Source organism: Hymenobacter translucens (assembly GCF_020685205.1).
Taxonomy (GTDB): domain Bacteria; phylum Bacteroidota; class Bacteroidia; order Cytophagales; family Hymenobacteraceae; genus Hymenobacter; species Hymenobacter translucens.
The window spans coordinates 350,061-375,160 of sequence record NZ_JAJERB010000005.1 but is presented as its reverse complement, the minus strand read 5'-3'; the positions used below and the strand labels follow the sequence as shown (position 1 = coordinate 375,160).

At 63.8% G+C, this 25,100-nt stretch carries 16 protein-coding genes; 8 read left to right on the top strand and 8 right to left on the bottom strand.

The annotated features are described in order from the left end of the window. The 8 genes from LJY25_RS13620 to LJY25_RS13585 all read left to right on the top strand — a co-directional run. Nucleotides 1-273, top strand: a 273-nt coding sequence (locus LJY25_RS13620; RefSeq protein ID WP_227608897.1) for a glucuronate isomerase, incomplete at its 5' end; no start/stop codon positions are given. 53 nt (nt 274-326) lie between these two features. Next, on the top strand, nt 327-1,337 hold the full coding sequence (locus LJY25_RS13615; protein ID WP_227608896.1) for a sugar kinase: 1,011 nt from the start codon (nt 327-329) through the stop codon (nt 1,335-1,337). Between the two features lie 98 nt (nt 1,338-1,435). Further along, nucleotides 1,436-2,092 (top strand): beta/alpha barrel domain-containing protein, encoded by a 657-nt coding sequence (locus LJY25_RS13610; RefSeq protein ID WP_227608895.1) that lies wholly within the window; start codon nt 1,436-1,438, stop codon nt 2,090-2,092. Continuing rightward, nucleotides 2,092-3,468, top strand: a complete 1,377-nt coding sequence (locus tag LJY25_RS13605) for an MFS transporter (protein WP_227608894.1) — start codon at nt 2,092-2,094, stop codon at nt 3,466-3,468. The genes LJY25_RS13610 and LJY25_RS13605 overlap by 1 nt, the downstream gene beginning before the upstream one ends. Nucleotides 3,469-3,531: 63 nt before the next feature. Beyond that, nucleotides 3,532-3,918: a nuclear transport factor 2 family protein gene (locus LJY25_RS13600; protein WP_227608893.1), complete on the top strand. Its 387-nt coding sequence runs from the start codon at nt 3,532-3,534 to the stop codon at nt 3,916-3,918. A 122-nt stretch (nt 3,919-4,040) separates the two neighbouring features. Next, entirely contained in the window at nt 4,041-5,585 is a 1,545-nt protein-coding gene (locus LJY25_RS13595) for an aldehyde dehydrogenase family protein (RefSeq protein WP_227608892.1), read from the top strand. 179 nt (nt 5,586-5,764) lie between these two features. Then, nucleotides 5,765-6,613 carry a DNA/RNA non-specific endonuclease gene (locus LJY25_RS13590; RefSeq protein WP_227608891.1) on the top strand — a complete coding sequence of 283 codons (849 nt, stop codon included), beginning with the start codon at nt 5,765-5,767 and terminating at the stop codon, nt 6,611-6,613. Nucleotides 6,614-6,720: 107 nt separating this feature from the next. Beyond that, the gene (locus LJY25_RS13585; protein WP_227608890.1) at nt 6,721-7,815 is read left to right on the top strand and encodes an AI-2E family transporter; all 1,095 of its coding nucleotides are present in this window, start codon (nt 6,721-6,723) and stop codon (nt 7,813-7,815) included. Here the strand turns inward: LJY25_RS13585 and LJY25_RS13580 are convergent, their stop codons facing one another. The 8 genes from LJY25_RS13580 to LJY25_RS13545 all read right to left on the bottom strand — a co-directional run bounded on the left by LJY25_RS13580 (nt 7,816) and on the right by LJY25_RS13545 (nt 25,065). After that, a complete protein-coding gene (locus tag LJY25_RS13580) occupies nt 7,816-9,114 on the bottom strand; it encodes a pectate lyase family protein (RefSeq protein WP_227608889.1) in 1,299 nt (432 codons plus the stop codon). A 51-nt stretch (nt 9,115-9,165) separates the two neighbouring features. Further along, nucleotides 9,166-10,380, bottom strand: coding sequence for a glycoside hydrolase family 88/105 protein (locus tag LJY25_RS13575; protein ID WP_227608888.1), 1,215 nt, complete (start codon nt 10,378-10,380; stop codon nt 9,166-9,168). Nucleotides 10,381-10,641: 261 nt separating this feature from the next. Next, complete coding sequence (locus tag LJY25_RS13570) at nt 10,642-12,303, bottom strand: glycoside hydrolase family 28 protein (protein ID WP_227608887.1); 1,662 nt, start codon at nt 12,301-12,303, stop codon at nt 10,642-10,644. A gap of 61 nt (nt 12,304-12,364) precedes the next feature. Then, nucleotides 12,365-14,530 carry a hypothetical protein gene (locus tag LJY25_RS13565; RefSeq protein ID WP_227608886.1) on the bottom strand — a complete coding sequence of 722 codons (2,166 nt, stop codon included), beginning with the start codon at nt 14,528-14,530 and terminating at the stop codon, nt 12,365-12,367. Between the two features lie 9 nt (nt 14,531-14,539). Beyond that, nucleotides 14,540-18,178, bottom strand: a complete 3,639-nt coding sequence (locus tag LJY25_RS13560) for a DUF4450 domain-containing protein (protein WP_227608885.1) — start codon at nt 18,176-18,178, stop codon at nt 14,540-14,542. A gap of 183 nt (nt 18,179-18,361) precedes the next feature. Beyond that, nucleotides 18,362-19,906 carry a RagB/SusD family nutrient uptake outer membrane protein gene (locus tag LJY25_RS13555; protein WP_227608884.1) on the bottom strand — a complete coding sequence of 515 codons (1,545 nt, stop codon included), beginning with the start codon at nt 19,904-19,906 and terminating at the stop codon, nt 18,362-18,364. Between the two features lie 95 nt (nt 19,907-20,001). After that, nucleotides 20,002-23,220, bottom strand: a complete 3,219-nt coding sequence (locus LJY25_RS13550; protein ID WP_227608883.1) for a SusC/RagA family TonB-linked outer membrane protein — start codon at nt 23,218-23,220, stop codon at nt 20,002-20,004. Nucleotides 23,221-23,640: 420 nt separating this feature from the next. Next, nucleotides 23,641-25,065 (bottom strand): glycoside hydrolase family 28 protein, encoded by a 1,425-nt coding sequence (locus LJY25_RS13545; RefSeq protein ID WP_227608882.1) that lies wholly within the window; start codon nt 25,063-25,065, stop codon nt 23,641-23,643. Between the last annotated feature and the right edge of the window lie 35 nt (nt 25,066-25,100).

Here is a 25,100-nt window from a genome sequence, read left to right as displayed (position 1 = left end):
CAGCTCAACGCGCTGTCGAACATGGGCCTGCTCAGCCGCTTCGTGGGCATGCTCACCGACTCGCGCTCGTTTCTCTCTTACCCGCGCCACGAGTACTTCCGCCGCATTCTGTGCAACCTGATCGGTACCGACGTGGAGAACGGCGAGCTGCCCGACACGCTCGACTGGCTCGGCCACCTGGTCCAGCAGATCTGCTACGGCAACGCCCAGCAATACTTCGGCTTTGAAACAGTGGCTGAACCGACCGAAGCGCGGGTGCCGGCTACGGTATAGCCCGCCAGGCACTGAGAATCCAACATCCAAGACCCCAACAAACAAAGACCCCTATGAAGCAGGTAGTTACGTTCGGCGAAATCATGATGCGGCTCTCGCCGCCGCTGAACTATCGGCTAAGCCAGGCCAGCTCGCTGGAAATCACCTACGGCGGCGGCGACGCCAATGTAGCGGCTTCCCTGGCTCACCTCGGCGTTCCGGCCGCCCACGTTACCTGTTTCCCCGACAACCAGCTCGGTCGCGCCGCCGCCCAGCAGTTTCGCAGCCACGGCGTGGACATGCGCCACACGGTGTTCCGCGGCGACCGGCTCGGCCTGTACTTTCTCGAAGTAGGTGCCTCGCTCCGGGCCAGCAGCATCGTGTACGACCGGTTTGAGTCGGCCTTCGCCAGGCTCGACCCGGCTTCGTTCAACTGGGAGGAAATCCTGAAAGATGCCCAGTGGCTGCACTGGACCGGCATCACTGCCGCTATTTCGGCCTCCGCGGCACAGGCTACGGCCGACGCCATCCGCATAGCCCGCCGGCTCGGCATCACCGTGTCGGCCGACGTCAACTACCGCCGCAACCTGTGGCAATACGGGCAGAAGGCCCAGGACGTAATGCCGCCCCTGGTAGAAGGCTGCGACGTGGTGGTGTGCTCCCAGGGCGACGCCGAGGATTTGTTTGGCATCGTGGCGGACGCCGGCGCTGAAAACGGCTTTGCCTCGATGTCGGAAAAGCTGATGCAGCGGTTTCCGCAGATCAAGCAGGTTATTGCCACCAAGCGCAAAACCCAGAGCGCCTCGCACGAGCGGATCAAGGGAATGTTGTGCACGCCGGGCCGCTACCAGGAAACGGCGTACTTTGACATCACGCCCGTGGTGGACCGCATCGGGGGCGGCGACGCATTCATTGCCGGCTACGTGTACGGCACGCTTAACGGCCGCAGCGGCGAAGACGCTTTGCTGTTTGCCACGGCCGCCTCGGCGCTCAAGCACACCATTCACGGCGACGTGAACGTGGTGACGGCGGCCGAAGTGGAGCACATAGCCCAGGGCAACACCTCGGGCCGCTTATTACGCTAGCTTATTGGTTTTTGGTAGCAGGTTTTTGGCCCATCATCCAAAGCAAAACGCCTTCAACCACCATCCAACAACTAATAACCAACAACCAATAACCAAAAATGCCCCGCTACTCTTCCGCTGATGTTTTAAGCCACGTGCTCCGGGCCCCGCTCGTACCCGTCTTCTTCCACGCCGACCCGGCCTATGCCAAGAACATCGTGCAGGCCTGCTATGACGGCGGAATCCGGGTGTTTGAGTTCACCAACCGCGGCGCCAACGCCTTTGACGTGTTCCAGGAGCTGGCTTCGTTTGTGCGCGCCAGCTGCCCCGAGATGCTGCTCGGCATCGGCACCATCTACACCGCCGCCGACGCCGAGCGGTTTGTAGCCGTCGGGGCCGACTTTATCGTGCAGCCCTGCACCACGGCGGAAGTAGCCGAGGTGTGCCGCCGTCACGACGTAGCCTGGGTTCCCGGCGCCATGACCATCACCGAAATCTACCAGGCTACCCAGCTGGGCGCCCAGCTCGTGAAGGTGTTCCCCGGCAATGTGGTCGGCCCCGACTTTATCCGCAGCCTGCGCGGCCCGATGCCCAATGTGCCGATTATGGTAACCGGCGGCGTGGAGCCCACCACCGAAAGCCTGACCGAATGGTTTGGGGCCGGCGTCAACGTCGTCGGTATCGGCTCCCAGCTGTTTAAGGGTGCTGCCGACGCGGCCGCCCTGGCACCGCGCATTGCTCTTCTCATGCAGTTTCTCTCTACCCGCCCATCCTGATGAACACAGCCCCGGTAATTCCCCCCGCCGTGCCCAACCAGCCGCTCGCGGCGGCCAACAGTGCCATCGGTAAATACCGCTGGACGATCTGCGCCCTGGTGTTTTTCGCCACTACGGTCAACTACCTCGACCGCGCGGTTATCTCCCTGCTCAAGCCCTACCTCGAAACCGAGTTTAAGTGGAATGCCGGGGACTATGCCGACATCGAAATTGCCTTCAAAGTGGCGTATTCGCTGGGTATGCTCGGCGCCGGCCGCATCATCGACAAGCTCGGCACCAAGATGGGCTACGCGCTGTCGACGTTTCTGTGGAGCCTGGCTGCCATCGGACACGCCTTCGTGACCAGCACCATCGGCTTCAGCGTGGCCCGGGCGTTTCTGGGCGTAACCGAGGCGGGTAATTTCCCGGCGGCCATCAAAACCACCGCCGAGTGGTTTCCGCAGAAGGAGCGGGCCCTGGCAACGGGTATCTTCAACTCCGGCTCTAACGTGGGCGCCATCATTGCCCCGCTTACCGTGCCACTCATTGCTGAGTCTATCGGCTGGAAGTGGGCCTTCATCATCACCGGGGCCCTGGGCTTTGTGTGGCTGGCGCTGTGGTTTATCTACTACGAAGTACCGAACCGCCACGCCAAGCTCACCAAGGCTGAGTTTGAGTACATCCACAGCGACGTCGACGACCAGGCCGCAGCCTCGATTACCACCGAGCCCAAGGTGTCGTGGTTTAAGCTGCTCACGTTCCGCCAGACCTGGGCTTTTGTGCTGGGCAAGTTCCTGACCGACCCGATCTGGTGGTTTTACCTGTTCTGGTTGCCGGACTTCCTCAACAAGCAGTACGGTCTGAAAGGTACCGACGTGGCGTTGCCCGTGGCGGCCGTGTACGTGCTGTCGAGCATCGGCAGCGTAGGCGGGGGCTGGATTCCGTTGAACTTTATCCGCAACGGCATGCCCGCCTTCCGGGCCCGGAAGACGTCGATGCTGCTGATTGCCCTGTGCGTGTTCCCGATCGTGTTTGCCCAGCAGCTCGGGCAGATCAACATGTGGCTGGCGGTGCTGGTTATCGGCATTGCGGCGGCGGCGCACCAAGCCTGGAGCGCCAACATCTTTACCACCGTTTCGGACATGTTCCCCAAGCGGGCGGTGGCTTCGGTGACAGGCATCGGCGGCATGGCCGGTGGTCTGGGCGGCATCCTGCTCTCGGCCCTGGTGCAAAAGCGCATGTTCGTGTACTACGAAAGCATCGGACAGCTGGAAACGGCCTACTTTATCATGTTCCTGATCTGCGGCGGCGCCTACCTGCTGGCCTGGGTGCTGATGCACTTCCTGGCCCCGCGCATGAAGCAGATCAGCCTCGACGACACGGCCACCACGGCCTGATAAACCTTGCTCAGCGTCCGGTAGCTGACAGGCTGCCGGACCTGCGCCTAACCTCCCTCATCCATGACGGCAGCCCACGAAGTAGAAGACCTGGAGCGGCAGCGCTTCGGGGCCCAGGTCCGCAAGGAGTATGACGTGCTCGACCAGCTGTTTGCCGACGACCTGATCTACACCCATTCCAACGGGCAGCAGGACAGCAAATCGACCTACCTTCAAAGCATCCGCGACGGCGCCAGCCGCTACGACGACATTGAGGTGGAGGCCCTGCACGTGCGCATCTACGCCGGCGCCCAGACGGCCGTCGTGAACGGTACCATCACCATCTCAGTGTTTCACGAAGATGGCATGCCGCCCACCATTACCCGCCTCAAATACGTGACGGTGCAGGTGAAAAACGCCGGAGGCTGGCAGGTCGTACTCTGGCAGTCCCAGAAGCAGCTGGCCGTTTAGAACTCAGATTTCAGAACTGAGAGCTTAGACTATATTCTAAGTACAGGTTCTGAATTCTACGCTCTGATGTCTAAGCTCTACAATCCAAGTTCTCAGCTCTAAGTCCTACTATTCGCCTTTCCATGCCCAAAATCATTTCGCCCCAGGTTGAGTACAGTGCCCTGCTGGGCCAGGTTAAGCAAATCACCCCGGAAGTATTCGACCAGGAAGGACGGTTCCTGAACTTGATGGAAGGCCGCTGGCAGTGCCCCGGCAAGCCCCGGGAGTTTACCTCGCCGGTGGATGGCACCCAGCTCGGCGCCCTGCCCATGCTCGGCCACGACGATGCGCTGCGGGCCGTCCTGTTCGCCAAAAACGAAGCGGCCGCCTGGGCCGCTACCGACCTCGACGAGCGGAAGCGCCGCGTGCAGGACTGCCTCGACCAGCTCCGCACCCACGTCGACCTGGTGGGTAAGCTGCTGATCTGGGAAATCGGGAAAACCTACAAGCTGGGCTTTACCGACATCGACCGGGCCATTGAGGGCGTGCAGTGGTATGTCGACAACATCGAGGACATGCTGGGTTCGCGCAAGCCCCTGGGCCTGGTAAGCAACATTGCGTCGTGGAACTACCCCATGTCGGTGCTCCTGCACGCGGTACTGGTGCAGGCGCTGTGCGGCAACTCCGTCATTGCCAAAACGCCCACCGACGGTGGCTTTATCTCGCTGAGCCTGACCTTCGCCATTGCCCGCCGCTGCGGCCTGCCCGTGACGCTGGTGAGCGGCTCAGGCGGGGAGCTGAGCGACGTGCTGGTGAAAAACGACGCCATCGACTGCCTGAGCTTCGTGGGCGGGCGCTACAACGGCCGCAACATTGCCGACGCGCTGGCCCAGAACCACAAGCGCTACATGCTGGAAATGGAAGGCGTGAACACCTACGGCATCTGGGACTACTCCGATTGGGACGCCCTGGGTGACCAGCTCAAGAAAGGCTACGACTACGGCAAGCAGCGCTGCACGGCCTACGTGCGCTTCGTGGTGCAGCGCAGCCTGTTTCCGCGCTTCCTGGAAACCTACTGGGACGTGATGCGCACCATGCGCGTGGGCAACCCCACGCTGGTCGACAACGCCGCCGACAAGCTGCCCGACCTGGCGTTCGGGCCGGTTATCAACGCCAGCCAGGCTCAGGACCTCGACCGGCTCTACGCCAATGCTTTGCAGACCGGCGCCACGCCCATCCTGGAAGGCCGCCTCGACGAGAGCCTGTTTCTGCCCGGCCAGGACATGAGCGCCTACCGCGCCCCGCGCGCCCTGGTGAACCTGCCCCGGCAGAGCGAGCTGTACTTCAAGGAGCCCTTCGGCCCCATCGACTCCATCGTGCTGGTGGACCGGGTAGAAGAGCTGGTAGGGGAGATGAACATCTCGAACGGTGCCCTGGTAGCCGCCATTGCCTCCGACGACGACAAGCTGGCCCGCCGCACGGCCAAGGAGGTGCGCGCCTTTAAGGTGGGTATCAACAAGCTCCGCTCCCGCGGCGACCGGGAAGAAGTGTTTGGCGGCCTGGGCGAGTCCTGGAAAGGGGCCTTTGTGGGCGGCAAGCTGCTCGTGGAAGCCGTAACTGAAGGAGGCACCAGCCAGCCGGTGCTCGGCAACTACGAAGACGCAACCCTGCTGCCCGAGAAGATCTGATTCTAAGTCAGTGGCACCCCTCAACTGAAGGGCTTTTCCGGACCGGTTTCGGAAAAGCCCTTTGGCTTTTGGGCGGGCGGCTAATCGGTTCGGCCGGCGCTGCGTTAAAGGTCGGCGGAGGAAGCTGTGGCCCGGGCTGCCGTTTCTTTCGAACTTACCGCCCCAACCTGCCCACACCTATGCTGCATCCTGTTTCCCGCCTCACCGCCCTGCTGGCGGTGGCTTTGCTGTTTGGCGCCTGCTCCGAGACGCCGGAGCCCACGCCAGCTCCTGTCGACGAACACCTGACGCTCGGCAACCCCAGCGGCGCTACCGCCGACCCGGCTCAGTTCCGCAACTTTCTGCTGCCCAAGCCCCAGTTCACGCTCAGCTACCACCGCGACCGGGGTATTCCGAACTGGGTAAGCTGGCACCTGACCCGCGACTGGCTGGGCTCGGCTGCCCGGCAGGACGATTTCCGGGCCGATAACTCCCTGCCCGCAGGCTGGCACCAGGTCACGACGGGCTCCTACACCGGCTCGGGCTTCGACCGGGGCCACAACTGCCCCTCCGCCGACCGCACCCGCACCGTAGCCGACAACTCGGCCACGTTTCTGATGACCAACATGATTCCGCAGGCGCCGAACAACAACCAGCGCACCTGGGCCGGGCTCGAGGAATATTGCCGTACGCTGGTCGGGCAGGGCAATGAGCTGTACGTCATGATGGGCAACTACGGAACCGGCGGCAATGGCACCAACGGCGACCTAAGCACGCTTGACCAGGGCCGCGTCACGGTGCCCGCCCGCATCTGGAAGGTGGTCGTGGTGCTGCCCACCGGCGACAACGATGCCGGCCGGGTGAGCAGCAGTACCCGGGTTATTGCCGTCGACACGCCCAACCGCAACTCCGTCAGCGCCGACTGGGGCTCGTACCGCACCACCGTCGACGCCATCGAGCAGGCCACCGGCTACGACCTGCTTTCGGCCGTCAGCTCCGGCGTGCAGACTACCATTGAAGCCCGGGTCGATAACGGCCCCACGCAGTAGGAGAGAGGCGTCTGCCAATCCGCGAAGCAACAGGAGCGGGGAGCCGGCCGTAGGCAGCAGATGCCGGCGCCATTTGGGCCCGGCTATTCCGCTCTATCCCGCCCTGCATGCGTAGCATCTCCCTGTCCCGCGCCAATGGTCTGCTCTTACTGACGCTTTTGACCGTCGCCCTGCTTTACTTCGGGCGCCTGTTTCTGATGCCGCTGGCATTTGCCCTGCTGCTGGCGATGCTGCTGCGGCCGGTAAGCAACTGGCTTGAAAACCGGGGCGTAAGCCGGGGCTGGGCGGCGCTGCTGTGCCTGTTGCTGGTGCTGGCCTTCGTGGCGGCGTTGGTCTGGCTGGTAGCGGCCCAGGGCACCAGCATTGCCGAGGACTGGCCCCAACTGAAGGCCCAGCTGCAGAAAGAGCTGGTGAAGGTGCAGCTGCAGGTGCAGCAGCGCTTCGGCGTGGAGCCCCAGCGGCAGATGCAGCTGGTGCAGGAGCAGGCGGCCAAGGCGTCGGACGCTATCAAGCGCTTTGGCGCGTCGATGCTGAAAAGCGTGCTGACTCTGGTCGGAGGCTTGGTGCTGGTGCTGCTTTACCTCTACTTCCTGCTCTGGCAGCGCCGCAAGTTTCGCACGTTTGCCCTGAAGCTGGTGGAGCCGGAGAACCGGGGCGAGGTGGCCCAGGGCCTGGAGCAGGTCAGCAAAGTGGGCGGGCAGTACCTGATGGGGCGGCTGGCGTCGATGGTGTTTCTGGCACTTATCTACAGCGTCGGGTTCAGCATCATTGGGCTGAAGAATGCCCTACTACTGAGCGTTATTGCCGTGCTGCCGACCATCGTGCCCTACGTGGGTGCCTACATCGGCGCCGCCTTCCCGCTCACCATGGCCCTGGCCAGTAGCGAGTCGGGCGTGCTGCTGCCGGTGGTGGGCGTGATTGTGCTGGCCCAGTTTCTCGACAACAACATCATCGAGCCGATTGTGATGGGCCAGGCCCTGCACCTGAGCCCGTTCTTTACCATCATCGCGGTGGTGCTGGGCGAGCTGATCTGGGGCATTCCGGGTATGATCCTGTTCGAGCCCATGTTCGCCATTGTGCGTATCGGCTGCCGCCACATTCCGGCGTTGCAGCCCTACGCCTACCTGCTCGAAGACGAACTGAACGAGCCCGGCTGGCTGAAGAAAGTCAAGGGCCTGTTCGGGCGCAAAAAAGAGGAATAATCAGCTTCCGGCTTTAGGCACGGCTTTCACCGGCCCGTCGCCTTCGCGCACCAGCTCCTGCAGGTACTCTTCGAGGTTGGAGTAGCCGTCCTGGTCGGCGTCGAGGAGGCCGTCGGCGGGGTTGAGGATGTTGAAATGATGGTGCCGCTCCCAGGCATCGGGCATTCCGTCGCGGTCCTGATCCAGCGGCGCTTTCCCACCTTTCACCACGCCCGGACCCTGCATGGGCAGCGTGTTCTCGTCGCTGATAATCTGCCCCAGCCGGCCCAGCGACAACAGCTCCTGCACCAGGCGGGCATCCACGGCGTCGCGGTGCAGCGAGGCGCCGGCGTGCTGCAGCACCTGGGTGTAGGCCTGCCCGGCGGGCATAGAAGGTACGGCCGGAAAGTCGAAGGGCGCAGTGGCCCAAGAAACTATGCCGTAGCGGGTGGCCGGAATTTCTGCCCCGTCGAGGCGGCCGTTCCGAGTGCTGTCCTGGAAGTTGCCCTGGGCGAAAAGGCTGAAGTTGAGGTTGCCCCGGGTAAACGGGCGAACGGCCTTGCCCGGACCGTTGATAAAGTAGTTGCCGGTCACGTTGGCTCGGGACTTCCGCTCCGAGTCGCCCAGAATGTAGGCCCCGGCTTCCCAGTTGTACACTACGTTGTTGACAAACTGATTCACGCCTTTCACCTTGATGTTGCGGGTGTGGTTGTCGATGTAGAGGTTGCGCAGGATGCTGGTGCCCCCGGTCGACTGAATCAGGCCACCGGCGGAGTGCGGGTGCAGGCCCTGGGCCACGATGGAGTTCTGCAGCGTGACGTTGGCGGCCGAGTTGGTGACGGAGAAGTTCTCGTCCTGGCCCCAGGAAATGGAAACGTGGTCGAAGATCAGGTCGTGTCCGTCGCCAATGGTTACCGCGTCCTTGCCCTTGCTGCCGCCGTGGCCCATCCGGAAACGCAGGTAGCGCACGATGGTCTGGTTGGCATTCGTAAACGACACCGCGTCGCCGTACACCGTGATGCCGTCCCCGGGGGCGGTCTGCCCGGCCAGGTACAGGTCGGAGGCCACGTTCACCGGGCTTTTCAGCTTGATCACGCCGCCCACGTCGAACACGACCGTACGCCGGGGCTGGCTGACCGCGTCACGGAAAGAGCCCGGGCCGGCATCGTTGAGGTTGACGACGTGGTACACCGTGCCGCCCCGGCCGCCGGTGGCAAAGCGGCCGAAGCCTTCGGCAGTGGGAAATGCCAGCTGCTGGCTATAGCCCGAATGGCAGATTCCGAGGGCAAGCAGCAGGGCAGGGGCGAGTAGGCGGAGCATGGACGGGGCTGGTTAGCTATGCGAAAGCAAACCTGCCTTTTTCCGGCGGCCTTACTTTCCTGTGCTCTTCTGCCCGGCTGCCATTTCCATTTCGATGCTGGCCATGATGAACGGCCCCACACCCTTGAAGTCGTTTTTCTGGAGCGGCTCACTGAGGTAGTACGCGTAGCTGCCGTCGCGGTACGGAGTGCCGCCGAGGCCGCCCACGCTCACCGTGCCGGTCAGGGCCAGGCCGCCGTCGGGCTCGGTCTGCACGAACTGCCGCACGATGCCGTCGTAGCCTTTGCGGGCGGTGGCGGCGTACTTTTTATCGAGGTAGCCCATGCGCACGCCCTTTTGCAGGAAGTACACGAACATGCAGGAGCCGGAGGTTTCGATGTAGTTGCCGGCCCGGGTGCCCTGGTCCGTGACCTGAAACCAGCCCCCGGTTTTGGAGTCCTGATATTTCGCTAGCACGGGCGCCAGGCGCTGCACGTACTTGATCAGGTTTTTACGCTCGGGGTGGTCTTTGGGGAAGTAGTCGAGCACATCGACCAACGCCATGGCGTACCAGCCCATACCCCGGCTCCAGAAGTTGGGCGAGAGGCCGGTGGTTTTGTCGGCCCACTGCTGCGCCCGGCTTTCGTCGTAGCCGTGGTAGAGCAGGCCCGTTTTGGCGTCGACCATCCGCTTTTCCACCAGGGCAAACTGCCGGGCCACGTTGTCGAAGCCGGCGGGCTGGCTCATCACCTTGCTGTACTCAGCCGAAAACGGCTCGGCCATGTACAGGCCGTCGAGCCACATCTGCTGGACGTAGCGCTTCTTGTGCCAGTAGCCGCCTTCCTGGGTGCGGGGCTGCTCGTCGAGCTGCCGGTGCAGGCGCTCGGCCGCCTGCCGGTACCAGGCTTGCTGAGGGCCCGGCCGCTGGGCCAGCGTGAGCAGGGTGCGGCCGGTGTTGATGTTGTCGAGGTTGTAGTCCTCGGGCTTGTAGCGCTGAATCGAGCCGTCGGGGCCAATGGAGTAGTCGATGGTGCGCATAATGTAGCCCAGGTACTTCGCGTCGCCGGTGCGCTGCCACACCCGCTCAATAGCCTTGAGCATCAGCCCTTGCTCGTAGCCCCAGCGGGCGGCCTTGTTTTTTTCCAGCCCCAGCGAGTCGGGGTACCAGCGCATAAACGAGTCGGCCATGCGCTGGGAAAGCGGAGCCGCAGTAGGCGTGGTCTGCGCAAAGGAAACGAGGCTGAGCAGCAGCAGGAAGACAGTAAGAAGGCGGGTTCGGATGGTCATAAGATTGAATTTGGGTGTCATGCTGAGCCTTGCGAAGCATCTTGCGTGCTGACGTTGTTGCCGTGAGGCGGTCATTCCGAGCGTAGCCGAGGAATCTCGCGTGCAGCCGTTAGGATTAGTAATGCAACGAAGCGGTGGACATGCTTCGACTTCGCGGACGCCAGAGCAAGCATGGCAATGCCAATCCAACGAAGCGAGCGGGATTCCTCGGCTACGCTCGGAATGACGTTCTTTTTGGAAGGAGCTGCCGTTAGAGCGGGGTTACCGCTTCGATACCGTCACGGCTTTCTTTTTCACGTCCTGGCCCAGCTCCACCGCCTGCTTGGCCAGGGCCGTGTTGGTGTTGACCAGCTTCACGTTCTGGGCTTTTTCGGCACCCGACACGCGCAGCAGCACCGTGGCGGCGGGCGGGTAGGTGATGTTGTCGAGGGTGATGTTGCGGCTGTTGTGCACTTCCATCACCGGGTTGGTGGAAGTGGGGCGCAGGGTCACGTTCTTCAGGCGAATGTCGTCGGCCTCGATGCACACCAGACCTTTCTCGCTCTGCAGCACCGCGTTTTCGATGCTGATGTTGCGGATGGCCATTTCGGGCAAGCCACGGACCAGGATGGCGGTGCGGGCGCCGGAGCAGGTCACGTTGCGGATGCTGATGCCCCGGAATTGGGGCGTGCCCTCGTCCACCGGCTTGGCCGGCGACACCGGCCGCTCTTTCGACCCGGCCACCTGGGGCGTCGGATCCTTGATCATGTAGTACATGTCGAACAGGATGGCCTCGCCGGGAATGTCCATCATGCTCACCCCGTCGATAAAGATGTTCTCGACTAGGCCACCCCGGCCCCGGGTCGTTTTAAAGCGCAGGCCGATGTCGGTGCCCATAAAGGTGAGGTTCTGCACGTAGATGTTGCGGGCCCCGCCTGACATCTCCGAGCCAATGACAAAGCCGCCGTGGGCCCGGTACACCTTGCAGTTGCGGATCAGGAAGTTCTCGGTGGGCAAGTTGCGCGCCCGGCCCTGCTCGTTGCGCCCACTCTTGATGCAGATGGCGTCGTCGCCCACATTGAAGGTGCAGCCTTCCACCAGCCCGTTTTTGCAGGACTCCAGGTCCAGCGCGTCGGTGTTGGGGCTGTAGGGCGGGTTGAGCACCGTCACGCCCCGCACCACCACGTCCTGGCTCATCATCGGGTGCAGCGTCCAGGCCGGGGAGTTCTGGAAGGTGACGCCCTCCAGCAGCAGGCGCTGGCAGTTGTCGAGCACCAGCATGTCGGGCCGCAGGTAGTCCTTGATGTCCGCGAAGTCCTCAATGCTCTGCTTCTCCGGCGTCAGCACCCCGGCTTCCTTGATCGTAGTGCCCTTCAGCGACTGGGCCGTGGGGTACCAGCGGTCCTGCTTTTCGTTGAGCACCCCGCCCGAGCCGACCAGCTTTTTCCACTCGCCTTCCGGCGTGCGGCCTTTCTGCACCATGTGCCAGGCTGCGCCGTTGCCGTCGAGCACGCCCCGGCCGGTGATGGCCACGTTCTGCAGGTTTTTGCCATAGATCTGAGCCTGGTTGCGCACGGCGGCCAGCCCCTCCCAGTTGGTTTTGATCAAACGGTAGTCGGCCATTTTGCTGCTGAACTGCACCAGCGCGCCTTCGACCACGTGCAGGTTCACGTTAGAGCGCAGCTCGATCGGGCCGGTCAGCCACTGCCCGCGCGGCACGAGCACCACGCCGCCGCCGGCTTTGCTGCACGCGTCAATGGCCTGCTGAATGGCGGCCGTGTTGCTGGTCAGCCCGCCAGGAATGGCCCCGTGCCGCACGATGGAAAACGTGTCGGCCCGGAAAGCCGTGGTCTGCACCGCCGGCAGGTTCGGGGTAAACGACTGGGCCCGCGCGGGCAGGCAGGGCAAAGCCAGCAGGCTGAGCAGGGGAAGAAGCTTATTCATCAGATTCGGGTTGTAAATCAAGGTCCTCTCCGCAGACGAGGAGGGGAACTGGTTTTCTGCATTAAGGCATGGGCTTGAGGCCTTCCCACTTCACTTGCCAGCCAGTCTTGGGAATGCCGGGGTTTTTCTCTTTGCAGCCGTCGTAGCCGGCGCACATCAGGGCCACGGCGGCGAGCAGGCCCCCGTTGCCGGGCAGATAGATGGGCAGGCGGCCTTCCTGGTAGTTGTGGCCGCTGGGCAGGTAGGTATTGGTGCGCACCTTCATCAGCAGCGCATCCACGGCTTTGTCGGGCAAGCCCAGGCGGGTAGCCGTCATCGAGGTCATCGGAAAGTCCCAGCCCCAGGTGTGGTCCCAGGTCCAGTCTTTCCACACCAGATCAAACGTGCGGCGCATGGTGACGGGGTCTACCTGACCGGTAGCGGGCATAATGCCAAAGGCGCCCAGCACCGAGGGGTGGTCGGTCTTGTATTCGGGGTTGGTGTAGGAGTCGGTGGCGCTTTCGGTGGCCAGGTACACGCCGTTGGCTTCGGGCAGCTTCGAGAGCTTCTGCAGCACGTCGTCCCACTTGGGGTTGCGGGCCAGGCCCTGCCGCACCCGCCACTGCTGGGCCGTGTTCAGGGCCCAGTTCCAGTACACCAGCTCAAACGTCGGGTTAAAGGTTTCCTCGGCCTTGAACCGCTCCTGGGCCGGAATTACGCCCTTGCCGAGGATGTAGCGGTTCTTGTCTTTCTCAAAAAACGGATACGACGCCATGAACTCGGCCGTGGCATGCACGCGGTCCTGGTAGAGCTTGAGCGTGGCCACATCGGGGTGGGCCCGGTAGCTTTCCTCGGCGAAGTAAATGAAGTGGGGCTGCTGCCAGATCAGAAACGCACCCACCGACGACGGCCCTTCCTGCCCCCAGGGGTCGGTCATCTTCTGCCACCGCACGCCCTCGTAGCCCTGGCGCTTGGCAATGCCCCGGGCCACGGCCTGCACCGAGGGGCGGGCGTACCAGCCCAGGCTTTTCTCGAGTAGGGCCGGGCGGCCCCACAGGGCGAAGTGGGCCGAGTGCCACCAGTGCATTTCCAGGTGGGGGCGGCCGTACCAGCTGTTGAACACCAGCCCGGTTTCCTGGGGCGGCTCGGCGCCGGCGCCCTGCAGCTTGGTCAGGTACTGCGAAAGCACTACGCGGCGCTCCAGCTCTTTGGCCCGCGGGTCGGTGCTGCCGCTGAAGTCGACGGCGCCGCCGGTTTTCCAGAACGCCGGCCACTGCTGCTGGCTGTTCCTGAGCGTCTCGGCGAAGGTGGGCATGGTGCTGCCCGGCCGGGGCGAGAAGCGGAAGGTGAAGGTGAGCGTTTCATCCTTTTTGCCCGGCGTGAGCACGAATTCATGCGGCTGGCCCGCTGCCAGCGCCGGGCTCTGCTGCCAGCTCAGCTCCACGTAGTACTTGGTGGTGTCGAGCTGGTGCATTACCAGCGCGCCGGTCTTTTTCTGCTGCGCAATGGCGGACTTGTGGCCTTCGGGGTGGGTGTAGTTGGTGCCCATGTCCGACCAGCCGGCCGTTGGCCAGGGAAAACGCAACAGTGCCTTCAGCCGGCCGGTCCCGATCAGCTTTGACTCCACCCGCACGCCCACCACGTCCTGCTGCTGGTGGCCCACGGTCAGCACATCGACGGCTGTGCCTTCCAGCGTGAAGTGGCTTTTGATTTCCCCGGTCCAGGGGTTGAGCTCCTGGCGGATGTCGCGCAGGTCCCTGATGGTGGCGGGCTGCCCGTTCTTCTTGAGCAGCTGAAAGCCCAGATTACCCAGCTGCAGGCGGTGGGGGTTCTCGCGCAGGTAGTCGACGGCGGCTTTGTTGGCGGGCTCCTTGCGCTGCACCGCGTAGCTTACCTTGCGGCCGTTGAGGTCGTACTCGCGCAGGGCCGCGTCGAACAAGTAGTTGTTCGTGTTCGGGAAGCTGTGCCAGCCCCACTCCGACTGCGTGCCCAGCGGCACGCCTTTCTCATAGTACGTGGGAAAGGTTTGCAGCCCGGTGATGTCGGTCGTAAAGGCAAAGGCCCCGTTGCCCACCGACAGCGAGGAGAGCGTGTCGGTGGTAGTCAGGACTACCTTGTGGCGCTCCACCAAGGCTTTGCGGTCGATGGGCGTGGTTGTCTGCGCGGCCAGGGGCAGGGCCGTGGCGGCCAGGAGCAGCCCGGTCAGGAGGTTGTGGAAAGGAGGCATCTGGAAAGGATGGATTTTCATTCGGTTAGCTTATTCCCGCACCAGCGTCACGCTCATCAGACCAATGACCACGTCATTCGCCAGGGCCTTTACGGTAAGGGATTTAAGCTTTTTGGCGGGGTTCAGGGGTAGATCGAGTACGGTAGCGGCCCCGCCGTCGATGGCGCGGGTGCTGTAGCCCTTGATGTTGACGTAGTCTTCGTGGGCGTTGGTAAGCAGCCCGGTTTTCAGACGCAGCCGGTAGGGGCGCGGGGCGCCGGTCCGGAAGGCGAAGCCGTCTTCGAGGTAGTCCTGCTCGATGGGCGCCCAGTTGTCGGGGTTGCGCAGGGTCAGGATTTCGGTTGTGCCATCGGTGTAGGCTATGCGTACTTCGCCGTTGGTGAGCTGGCTTTGCATGGGGTTGGTGGAGCCGGCCAGCAGCAGGTAGGCATGCCGGGCCCGGCCCTTCAGCGGCACGGTGGCCTGGTCGGGGTAGTTGTCCCACTGCGACACAAACAGCACGTTCTTTTCCTCGGCCTGGCTTGGCGTGCGCAGGCTCACGCCCCAGGGCAGTTGGAACTCATTTTTCTCACCGGCCTGCCGGCGCAGGCCCGCGTCGTCGATGTTGGCCTGAGTCAGCGGATAGCACCAGTTGCCGATGCCCTGAGTGGGCAGCTGCAGCGTGGGCCCCAGCGGGCGGGGCGAGAGGTAGTGGTTCTGGAAAATCTGCGTTACCCGGTCGTTGAAATAGGGCGTCAGGTTTACCGGCTCCGTCTTTAAAGGCTGGTCAGCGCGCTGTTGCCACGCGGTTACCCTGGTTTCCAGCTGCTCCCGGCCCCAGGCTACGGCGACGGCGTTGCTGCCGGTCAGGGTGCTGGGGGCCGGGGCGGTAATAAGTTCGGAAATGCCCAGGGCCGGCACATTTACCGGCACGGAGGCAGCCGTCTTGCCCCGCCCGATGCGGACGGTGCCGCTCAGGGGCGTGTTCCGGTTGTTTTGCACCCGGAAGCGCACCAGGCCGCTTTGCAGGGCCACCTGGTCGGGCAGCACCGCTACCGGCTCCACGATCTTCACGGGCAGCGGCTCCCACCAGGTCAGGTCGCCCTGATGGAGTTGCACGAAGGCAGTCCGGCTGCCGGCCGCGCCCTGCACCTGGGTCATAAGGGTCGAGCCATTGGGCGCTGTGTTGCGCAGCACCTGCTGGGGGTCGAACACCTTGACAATGGTGGCGTGCGGAAAAACCACGGTCAGGCCCGATCCGGGCGCGTAGCCGGGCGCGGTGGCGGCCACGTCGGGCGCATCGCCCTGCCACTGGATTCTCACCACGTAGCCGGGCTGCGGCGCGCTGCTGATTTCCAGCACGGGCCGGCCCACGGCCGACTCCACGTTTTTCCAGTCAACCTGTTGTCCGTTCACCGTCACGCGCTGCACCCCGGCCAGGCGGGCTGGTACCTGCAGACGCAGCGTCAGGGGCCGGGCGAAATGCGGCGTGATGTTGTACGTGTCGACCGTGCCTTGCCGGCGGAAGTCGAAGGCTACGTCAGGGACTTGCAAAGCAGCTTCGTTCCAGGCGGCGGGAAAGCCCGGGCGCACGACCAACGTATTGTTCAGCGCATCGGGCCGGATACCGAACAGCCCTTCCACCAACGAGCGGGCGGCCATGCCGATGGGGTCGGCAAAGTCGCGGTACAGCTCCCCGCGGTGGGCGTCATAAAACGAAACCTGCTGAAAGTTGCCGGGGCTGGAGCCCAGGTACATGCTTTCGAGCAGGGCGCTTTTCCACAGCAGAAACGCCTGTTCGGAGTGGCCCGCCTGCCAGCCGGCCAGCGTGGTGTGCAGCACCTCCGCCATAGCCACGTTATTCAGCGACCAGTCGTAGGGCTGCCAGTTGGTGGTGGAAAGCAGGTGGTAGCCCGCGTCGGGCAGACCCGCAGCCCGCACCGGAATGTGGGGGATTTCAGCGTCCACGTAGCGCAGCGCCTGGTAGGCCTGGAACGGGTCAGGTACTTCGGAGTCGAGGGCGTGGTAGATGGTCCAGAGGCCGGCGGCGGGGTGAAGCTGCTTTAAGCCCAGGGCATCCTGGTATTCGGCGTACCAGCCCAGCGCGGGCATCCACAGCCGGGTGTCCAGGGCCTGTTTGATTTTGGTGGCTTCGTCCTGATAAGGCGTCGGGTTTTCGCCCAGGTGCCGGGCCAGCTCAGCCGTCAGCTGGTTTGCCAGGTAGTTGTACGACGACGAATGGGCCACGCCACCCCCGCTGTACTGCAGGGCGTCGGAGGCCCAGATGGCGGCGTAGGCGTCGTAGAGCCCGTCACCATCCCGGTCGAAGTTGCGCTTTTCCCAGGCCAGGTGGCGCTGCAGCAGCGGCCACAGCTCCCGGGCCAGGGCCAGGTCGCCGGTCCAGCGGAAGTGGCGCAGCAGCTGGTCGATGAACACCAGGTTCATGTCGTAGTGGTGGGGGCGGAAGTCGCCGCCGGGGTTGCGGCTGATGTAGCCGCTGCTGAACACGGCGGTGCCCAGCTTTTCCTGGTGGCGGGCCAGGTGCAAAGCCGTGTCCATCACCAGCGGACCGGTTTCGGGCGCGGTGAGTTGGGACTGAGCGTACGCCCGGAAGTGGCTGCGGGCCCGGTCGTGCCAGCTCAGCGCGTCGGCGGCGTAGGCGCCGCGCCAGCCGTTGAGGCGCATCCGCCAGGCCACCGAGCCGTGCAGGTAGGAGGGCGACTCCCAGATGGCGTCGGCGGCCACGCTCAGCGCCCCGCCCAGGGTGTTCAGGTACGGGTCGGGCGTACGTACCTGCACCCGATTCGCCAGCGTCTGCCGCGCCGCCTCGGCCTGGTCGAAGAGCCTGGCTACGTCGGCGTAGCGCGGTACCGGGCCGGTTTCGGGCTTCTGGATGGCGAAGTACAGCGCTTCCCCGGCCTTTACCGGCACCGCGCCGGTCAGCACCGGGGTTTCCGAAACCCCCGATTCCCACAGCTGCCGGGGCGACTCCTGCCGGCCGGCATCGGCAACGTGAAGCGTGGAGGAGACCGGCACTATACCCGTAAGCTGCTTTGGCTCCGCCGGCGCGGCACCAGGCTTGGCCGGGCGGGCATCAGCTCCGAAACGCAACGTAAATGTGTTTTTGCTGAGCGCAAACACATTACCCCGGCAGTAGTCGGGCTTGAGGTCGAAGCTGGATTCGGGGTCGGCCCCGATGTCGCCGTCGCGGCTGAACTTCTTGCCGGTAGCGCCCCCGAAGGCCCAGATCAGCTTTAACCCGGCGGGGGCACCATCGAACCAGGCCTTTACCACGATGCCTTCGGCCTCGGCCCGGGCCAGCACGTCGAGGCGCAGCGTAGCCGAACCCAGCAGCGGGTCGGTGACCTCGTAGCGCATGGCGCCGGGCCGGTAGCGGGCGGCAATTCTGGTTGCTTTCGGCAGCCATTTGCTCTGGCCGTCGGCGGCCAGCAGGCCAAACTTCAGATTGCCCCCCATGCCGGGCAGGTAGAGCGCAAACTCGGGCAGGTCACCGGCTTCTACCCGGAAGGCCGTGTTGGTGCCGTACAAAGCCCGGGTGAAGCGGTGCGTGCCGTTGGTGATGACGAAGTCGGCGCCATCGGGACGGTAGCGCAGGGTCCGTTCCTGCCCGTGCCAGAGTTCCGGCGGCGCCTGGGCGTGCGCCGCCGGGCTAAGCAACGCCGCTGCCACCAGCAGCCTGCCCAGCCAGCTCCGCCGGGGGGCTACGGAGCAAGCACGGGGGCGGGGAATGCGTAAGAAGTTGAGGGCGTGTCGGATGGGAAGGGGGATTAGGTAGCAGTCAGAAAAACAACGGCCTGAACGCTCTCAGCGCGGCTGAAAACGTTCAGGCCGGGCCTGCAAGTTCGCTACGGGCTAGTAACCGGGGTTCTGCTCATAGCGGTAGGAAGAAGCAGCCAGCTCGTCCTGCGGTACCGGGTAGATCAGGTCGTTGGCGTTGAGCGGGAAGCGCATGCGGCGGGTCTGTGGGTTGGGCTCCTGAGCCGGAATCCAGGCGTTCATCACCGTCAGGGCCAGGCCCGAGCGCACCAGGTCGTGCCAGCGCAGACCTTCGCCTACAAACTCGCGGCGCCGTTCTTCCATCAGCTGGGGCAGCGTCACGCCCGTCAGCGGGGAGGCCGCGAGGCCGGCGCGGTCACGCACCTGCTTTACCAGGGCATCTACCGTGGCCTGGGAGCCGCCGCTTTTCAGCAGGGCCTCGGCCTTGAGCAGCAGGATGTCGGCGTAGCGCAGCACGATGAAGTTGATGGGCCAGTCGGTGCGGCTGGTGCCACGCAGGGCGCCGTTCACGTACTTCTTGATGGCCGTGCGGTTCTCGACGGCAACCGGAGTGGTCGTGGTGGTGTAGCCTACCTGCAGGGCCTGGGCCTTGCGGGTGTCGCCGGTGGCAAACGAGCTAACCAGGTTTTCGGAAGCCGGGCGCAGCTCGTCGCCGGTGCCAAAGCCGGTGCCCGCGCCAATCGACTGAAAGTAGTTGTTGGTCAGTAGAATCGAAGGATAGGATGCGCCCAGGCCGGTGCCCCCGCTCAGGTACTGCACGTCGAACAGCACCTCGCGGTTGTTTTCGTTGGTGTAGGAGAATACGTTGGCGTAGGCGCTGGGCGCGGTGCCGGCCGCCGTAATAAGCGAGTAGGTACCGCTGCTGATGATTTCATCGAGCAGGCGCAGGGCTTCGGCGTAGTCGTTGGTGCCGAGGCCAGGGCCTTCAATACCGTAAGTCGGGCCCGAGCGGGTCATGTAGGTCAACGCCAGGATGCCCTTGGCGGCGCCGCTGGTAGCCCGGCCCAGGTCGGCGGCGGGGTAGGTGGCGGGCAGCTTGGTAACGGCCGTCTTCAGGTCGGAGATGATCAGGTCGTAAACCTGGGCTACCGGCGTGCGCGGAATCTCGGCTACTTCCTGGGGCTCCAGCGGACGGTCAATCAGGGGCACTTTGCCGAAGTTGCGCACCAGGTCGAGGTAAAAGAAAGCGCGCAGAAACCGGGCCTCGCCTTCCATTCGGTTGCGGGTGGCTTCGGTCAGCACCGAGCCGTTCTTGCTTAGCTGGTCCAGCACCACGTTGGCCCGGAACACGCCGGTGAAAGCCGAGCTCCAGCTGGCATCCGGGTATTCGTTCGAGGCAATGGTGGTGGCGAAGTTGTTGATGGGCTCCCAGGTGCGGATACCCTGGGAGCTGACCCCGTAGATATTATCCGACCGGGTTTCCGACATCGTGTACAGGCGGTCGGGGTAGTCGCGCAGGGAGCTGTAGACCGAGTTCACGGCCTGGGTGAAGTCGTCGGCGGTGCGGTAGAAGGTGGGCACCGAGCCGCTGGAAATCGGTGCCTGGTTCAGGTCTTTTTCGCAGCTGCCGAGGGTGAGCAGGCCGCAGGCCAGCAGCAGGGGAAGGATGGTCTTTTTCATGGGAGGAGCTAGGAGCTGGGAGTCAGGAGGTAGGAGCGGGGAGGAGAGAAGTCGGAACAGATTCCAACTCCTGACTCCTAGCTCCTGTCTTCTTTCTAAAAAGTAACGTTCAGGCCTACCGTCATCGACTTGGTCAGGGGCAGCCCGCCATAGTCGGTGCCAACTGAGAAGCCGCTGCCGCCGGTGTCGGAGTTGGTAGCGTCCACGTTGTAGCCGCCGCGGTAGGTGTCGCGGCCGAAGAAGTTCTCGGCGGACACGTAGAGGCGGGCACCCTGGGCAATAGTCTTGGGCAGGATGGTGCCCAGGTTGTAGCCCAGCGTGATGTTACGCACCCGGAAGTAGTTGGTGGAGTACAGCCAGGAGTCGCTCTTCAGGGGCGTGAAGTTGGTCTGGGCCTTGCCCCGCTCCCCGGCGCCGGGGTTGTCGGGGGAGCGCCACCGGTCCCGCTGCAGGCCGAGCACGTTCTGGTTGTAGCCCATGCCGCTGTTGTCGATGGCGCGGCCGATCAGGGAGTAGAGGCTGCCGCCGTTCTGGCCCTGCACGAGCACGCTCAGGTCGAAGCCCTTGTAGGTGAAGTTGTTGGTGATGCCCCAGATGTACTTGGGGTTGGGCTGGCCGATGATAACGCGGTCTTTCTCGTTGATGACGCCGTCTTTGTTAGCATCGTTGAAGCGGGGGTCGCCCACGGTCTGGCCGGGGATGATGGCCTGGCCGCCGTCGAGGTCGCTCTGGCTCAGGATGCCGGTCTGCTGGATGGCGTAGAACACGAACATCGGCTGGCCGACCATCAGCAGGGTGCTGGAAGCGCCGTAGGGGGAGGCAATTTCGATGGTGGCGTCGCCCGGGCCCAGGTGCACCACTTCGTTTTCGTTGTGGCTGAAGTTAAGCGAGGTGTTCCACTCGAAGGCGCCGGTCAGGTTGTGGCTGCGCAGCTCTACTTCCCAGCCGCGGTTCACGACCTCGCCGATGTTGACGAGCTGCGAGGAATAGCCCGAGGCGCTGGGGCGGGGCACGTTCAGCAGCAGGTCCTTGCTGGTCTTGGTGTAGTAGTCGAAGGCACCGGTGATGCGGTTCTTCAGGATGCCGTAGTCGAGGCCGAAGTTCAGCGTGCGCGACCGTTCCCAGCCCAGCATCGAGTTCGGCGCCTTGTTCGGCGACTGGCCCGAGGCGACGGCGCCGCCGAAGGTGTAGGGGTTCACGCCCAGGGTCGGGATGGCGCTGTAGTCGCCAATGTTGTTGTTGCCCGAGAAGCCGATGCTGGTGCGCAGCTTCAGTTCGCTGATGGCGTTGATGCCCTTCATAAACTCTTCCTGCGACAGGCGCCAGCCCAGCGAGGCCGCCGGGAAGATGCCCCAGCGCCGGTCCTCGCCGAAGCGGGAGGAGCCGTCGCGGCGGGCGCTTACCGAAGCCAGGTACTTGCCTTCGTAGGCGTACTGCACGCGGCCGAAGTAGGAAATCAGCACGTTCTGGGTTTCCGTGGTGCCGTTGTCGCCGGTGCCGGTGATGTTGGTAGCCCCGTTCAGCGTGGTTACGGCCGAGTTGGTAAAGCCGCCCGACGAGCGCAGACGGTCGGTTTCGGTTTTGAAGAAGTTGTAGGAGTAGCCGCCTACCGCCGATACGTCGTGCTTGTCGCCGAACAGGTGGCTGTAGGAAAGCGTGTTTTCATTCACAAAGGCCTGCTTGCGGAAGCCGGCGAAGGTGCCTACGGCGCCCGAGCCCACCAGGCGGGAGTTCGGAATGTAGCTCTTGGCCCGGGAATCGGTGTTGTCGAGGTTCAGCGTGGAGCGGAAGCGCAGGTCGCGCAGCACCTCGTACTCGCCGTACACCGTGTTCAGGGTGCGGAACGTGGTAGTCTGTTGCTGGCGGTTTTCCAGCTCACCCACGGGGCTGACGCTCGTGCCGGCCCAGGTATAGACGGGGTTGTCGCCGTAGTTGGTGTACACACCGGCCGAAGACTCGGCTACGGGCACCATGGTGATAAACTTCTGAGCCAGGTTGTCTTTGCCTTCGACGCCGGGGTCATTCGAAATGGCGTAGCTGGGGCTGATGTTCAAGCCGAACTTTAGCTTCTCCGAGGCCTTCACTTCCACGTTGGCCCGGCCCGAGTAGCGCTTGTACGCCACCCCGATTACAATGCCCTCCTGGTCGGTATAGTTGCCGGAGATGTAGTAGTTGACGTTGTTGGTGGCGCCGCTGGCCGAAACCTGGTAGTTCTGCACCTTGCCGGTGCGGAAAATCGCGTCCTGCCAGTCGATGTAATCGAGACCGGGATGGCCGGGCATGGCCCACCGCTCATCGAGCATCAGGCTGGGGTTGATGGTGGAAATGCCCAGGATGCGCTGACGCTCGGCCGTGCTCTGGCTGGCCAGGCGGGGGGTGGCCCCCGGCGTGGTGGGCGTGGAGCGCACCCAGTTGTTGTTGATGATTTCGGTGGCCCGCTCTACCCACTCCTCCGACGTGAGCAGGTCGAGCTTCTTGGCCATCTGCGAGTAGCCGGCGTAGGTGTTGAAGGTAATCTGGGGCTTGCCGGTCTTGCCGCGCTTGGTGGTGACGAGCACCACGCCGTTGGCGGCCCGGGAGCCGTAGATGGCCGCCGCCGCGGCATCTTTCAGCACCTCAATGCTTTGAATGTCGTTGGGGTTGATGTTGTCGAGCGGGCTGCCGGTGGCGTAGTTGCCGTTTCCGTTGGGCGAGGCACCTTCCAGCGGAAAGCCGTCAATCACGTACAGGGGCTGGTTGCCCGCGGTGATGGAGCCGGTGCCGCGCACCTGCACGTTGAAGCCCCGGCCGGGCAGGCCGGTGTTCTGCTGCACGTTTACGCCCGCAATCTGGCCGACCAGGGCTTGGTCGACGCGGATAATGGGGCGCTCTTCCAGCTTGCTGGCGTCGAGGGTGGCAATGGCGCCGGTTACCTCGGCCCGCTTCTGGGTGCCGTAGCCTACGACCACGACTTCGCTTAGCGCCTTGGCATCCTCGCTCAGGCGGATGTCGAAGCGCTGGGAGCCGGAGAAAGGCCGCTCCTGGGTGGAGTAGCCGATAAAGCTGAAGATCAGGGTGCCCGCCGTTTCGGGTACCGACAGGCTGAAGGAGCCGTCGGTGCCGGTGGTGGTGCCGCGGGTAGTGCCCTTCAGCACCACGGTGACGCCAGGCAGGCCTTCACCGTTCGTCGAAACGACTTTGCCGGTGAGCTGCCATTCGGCAACGGCTTCCCGGGTCGGGGCAGCCTGCACGGGCGCCAGTCCCGGTCCGGCCAGCAGTAGCAACGGCAGGCAGGCTACGGCTTGATAGCGCCTCCAGGTGTAACTTTTCTTCATAGGTCGTGAGGGTAAGAGTTGGAAGTGAAGGCCGGAACGGGGTTCCTAGAATATCTCAAAAGTATTGGCTCACTTACCCCTAACTGTCCTGTAGACTACTGTGCAGGGCATATTCAGTAAGAAATATTTTTAGTCACTTTCCGCTGACCCCGTCCTGCTCCCGACGACCACACCCTGGCCCGGCTGCCAAACCGGCGGCAACCCATAAACTGCGCTGCAAAGCCCGGTTTCGCGTTATCAGCGCGCCTACTGACTTAATCCGGGGCGGGCCCGCCAGAGAGCACACGGCCATACACCGGGAAGACCGGGAAGCAGCAAACCCACCCGGCCTTTGCGCAGGCGGGGCGGGTTTGGCGGTTGAAAGCCCGTGGTGGGCAGCATGTGGGCACAGGTAGGTGCCCGGAAGTTGGGGCCCGGCCGCTACAGGCGCACGTTGGTGCTGTTCTTCACGGCTACCGGCGAGTTGTCCTGGGCCTGAATCGTGACCCGGTCGAAGGTCCAGCCCTGGGCGAAGTCGATGGCGCCGGCCTTTTCGGCCGCGATGCTGATGTTTTCCAGGCGGATGCCTTCAATCAGGGAACTGGCCACGCCCTCGGCGGAAATGGCGGTTTTGGCGCCGGTGGCCTTCAGGTTGCTGATGCGGACGTTGCGGAAGTGGGGCAGGCCCTGCGCCGGCTCTACCTTCATCAGCATGGCTTTCCAGTGGGCCGGCAGGGTTTCCTGGGTGTAGCCGGCCGGCAGCTCGGAGTAGCTGTAGCTGGGGTTCCAGTTCATGGTCATGATGATGGGCACCTTCACGCCCTCCATCTCAATGTCTTCTACCACGATGTCCTCCACCGTGCCGCCGCGGTTGGTGGCCGACTTCAGCCGGATGCCGTACTTGGTGCCCTTGGCCTTGAGGCGGCGGGCAATGACGTGGCGGATGCCGCCCGAGGTTTCACTGCCGCAGGTGAAAAGCCCGTCGCCGGCCCCGGCCACGCAGTCCTGAATCAGCACGTACTCGCAGGGGCGGTTTACGCGGAGCCCATCCCAGTCGCGGCCCGCTTTCAGGCAGAAGTTGTCGTCGTTGCAGTCGATGTCGCACTTCTGCACCAGCACGTAGGACGAGGAGTCGATGTCGATGCCGTCGGTGCTGGGGCCGTGCCCGCCGATGTTGTTGCGGATGGTCAGGCCCTCGGCCGTTACGTGCTTCGAGTACAGGATGTGGACTGTCCAGAAGCCGGCCTTCTGCAGGGTGATGCCTTTCAGGGTCACGTTCGTGGAGTTGGCGACCAGCAGGGTGCGGGGGCGCTGGGCGTCGTAGTCCACAATCCAGCGCAGGCCTTTGGGGTCGTACTCCTTGCGCATAGCCCGGTACTTTTCCCAGAACGGCTGGCCCTGGCCGTCCACGGTGCCTTCGCCGGTAATAGCCACGTTGTCCTGGTCGAGGACGTTGAGCAGGGCGGCCGGCCAGGTCATTTCCACTCCGGCAATACGGGTCGGAATCTGGGGGTAGTCCTTCAGTTCCTGACTGCCGAGCAGCGTCACGCCTTTCCCAATGTTCAGCGTCACGCCCTTCTTTAGAAACAAGGAGCCCGTCAGGTATTGCCCCGGCGCAAACGTAACGGTGCCGCCCTTCCGAGCGGCCGCGTCAATGGCTTTTTGAATGGCGGCGGTGTTGAGGGTTTTGCCGTCGCCCACGGCGCCAAATCGGGCTGTGGCGAAGCTGGCTTTGGCCGCCGGCTGGGTCCGGGCCCCGACCTGCTTTACCCAGGCCGGCTCGGCGTTAGGAGTAGGAGCGGTCGGCTCATGGGTCAGCGTGTTGAACCACGCAATCAAAGGCAGCAGAAAGGAAAGTAACGACATAGCGGGTGATTTTGAAGGGCTGCAGCTCCGGGAGC

What these genes read in the sequence shown, in the direction of transcription:
- LJY25_RS13580 (WP_227608889.1), bottom strand. Translation starts at nt 9,114, where the DNA reads ATGCTCCGCCTACTCGCCCCTGCCCTGCTGCTTGCCCTCGGAATCTGC.
- LJY25_RS13545 (WP_227608882.1), bottom strand. Translation starts at nt 25,065, where the DNA reads ATGTCGTTACTTTCCTTTCTGCTGCCTTTGATTGCGTGGTTCAACACG.
- LJY25_RS13555 (WP_227608884.1), bottom strand. Translation starts at nt 19,906, where the DNA reads ATGAAAAAGACCATCCTTCCCCTGCTGCTGGCCTGCGGCCTGCTCACC.
- LJY25_RS13615 (WP_227608896.1), top strand. Translation starts at nt 327, where the DNA reads ATGAAGCAGGTAGTTACGTTCGGCGAAATCATGATGCGGCTCTCGCCG.
- LJY25_RS13605 (WP_227608894.1), top strand. Translation starts at nt 2,092, where the DNA reads ATGAACACAGCCCCGGTAATTCCCCCCGCCGTGCCCAACCAGCCGCTC.
- LJY25_RS13570 (WP_227608887.1), bottom strand. Translation starts at nt 12,303, where the DNA reads ATGAATAAGCTTCTTCCCCTGCTCAGCCTGCTGGCTTTGCCCTGCCTG.
- LJY25_RS13575 (WP_227608888.1), bottom strand. Translation starts at nt 10,380, where the DNA reads ATGACCATCCGAACCCGCCTTCTTACTGTCTTCCTGCTGCTGCTCAGC.
- LJY25_RS13595 (WP_227608892.1), top strand. Translation starts at nt 4,041, where the DNA reads ATGCCCAAAATCATTTCGCCCCAGGTTGAGTACAGTGCCCTGCTGGGC.
- LJY25_RS13585 (WP_227608890.1), top strand. Translation starts at nt 6,721, where the DNA reads ATGCGTAGCATCTCCCTGTCCCGCGCCAATGGTCTGCTCTTACTGACG.
- LJY25_RS13550 (WP_227608883.1), bottom strand. Translation starts at nt 23,220, where the DNA reads ATGAAGAAAAGTTACACCTGGAGGCGCTATCAAGCCGTAGCCTGCCTG.
- LJY25_RS13590 (WP_227608891.1), top strand. Translation starts at nt 5,765, where the DNA reads ATGCTGCATCCTGTTTCCCGCCTCACCGCCCTGCTGGCGGTGGCTTTG.
- LJY25_RS13610 (WP_227608895.1), top strand. Translation starts at nt 1,436, where the DNA reads ATGCCCCGCTACTCTTCCGCTGATGTTTTAAGCCACGTGCTCCGGGCC.
- LJY25_RS13600 (WP_227608893.1), top strand. Translation starts at nt 3,532, where the DNA reads ATGACGGCAGCCCACGAAGTAGAAGACCTGGAGCGGCAGCGCTTCGGG.
- LJY25_RS13565 (WP_227608886.1), bottom strand. Translation starts at nt 14,530, where the DNA reads ATGAAAATCCATCCTTTCCAGATGCCTCCTTTCCACAACCTCCTGACC.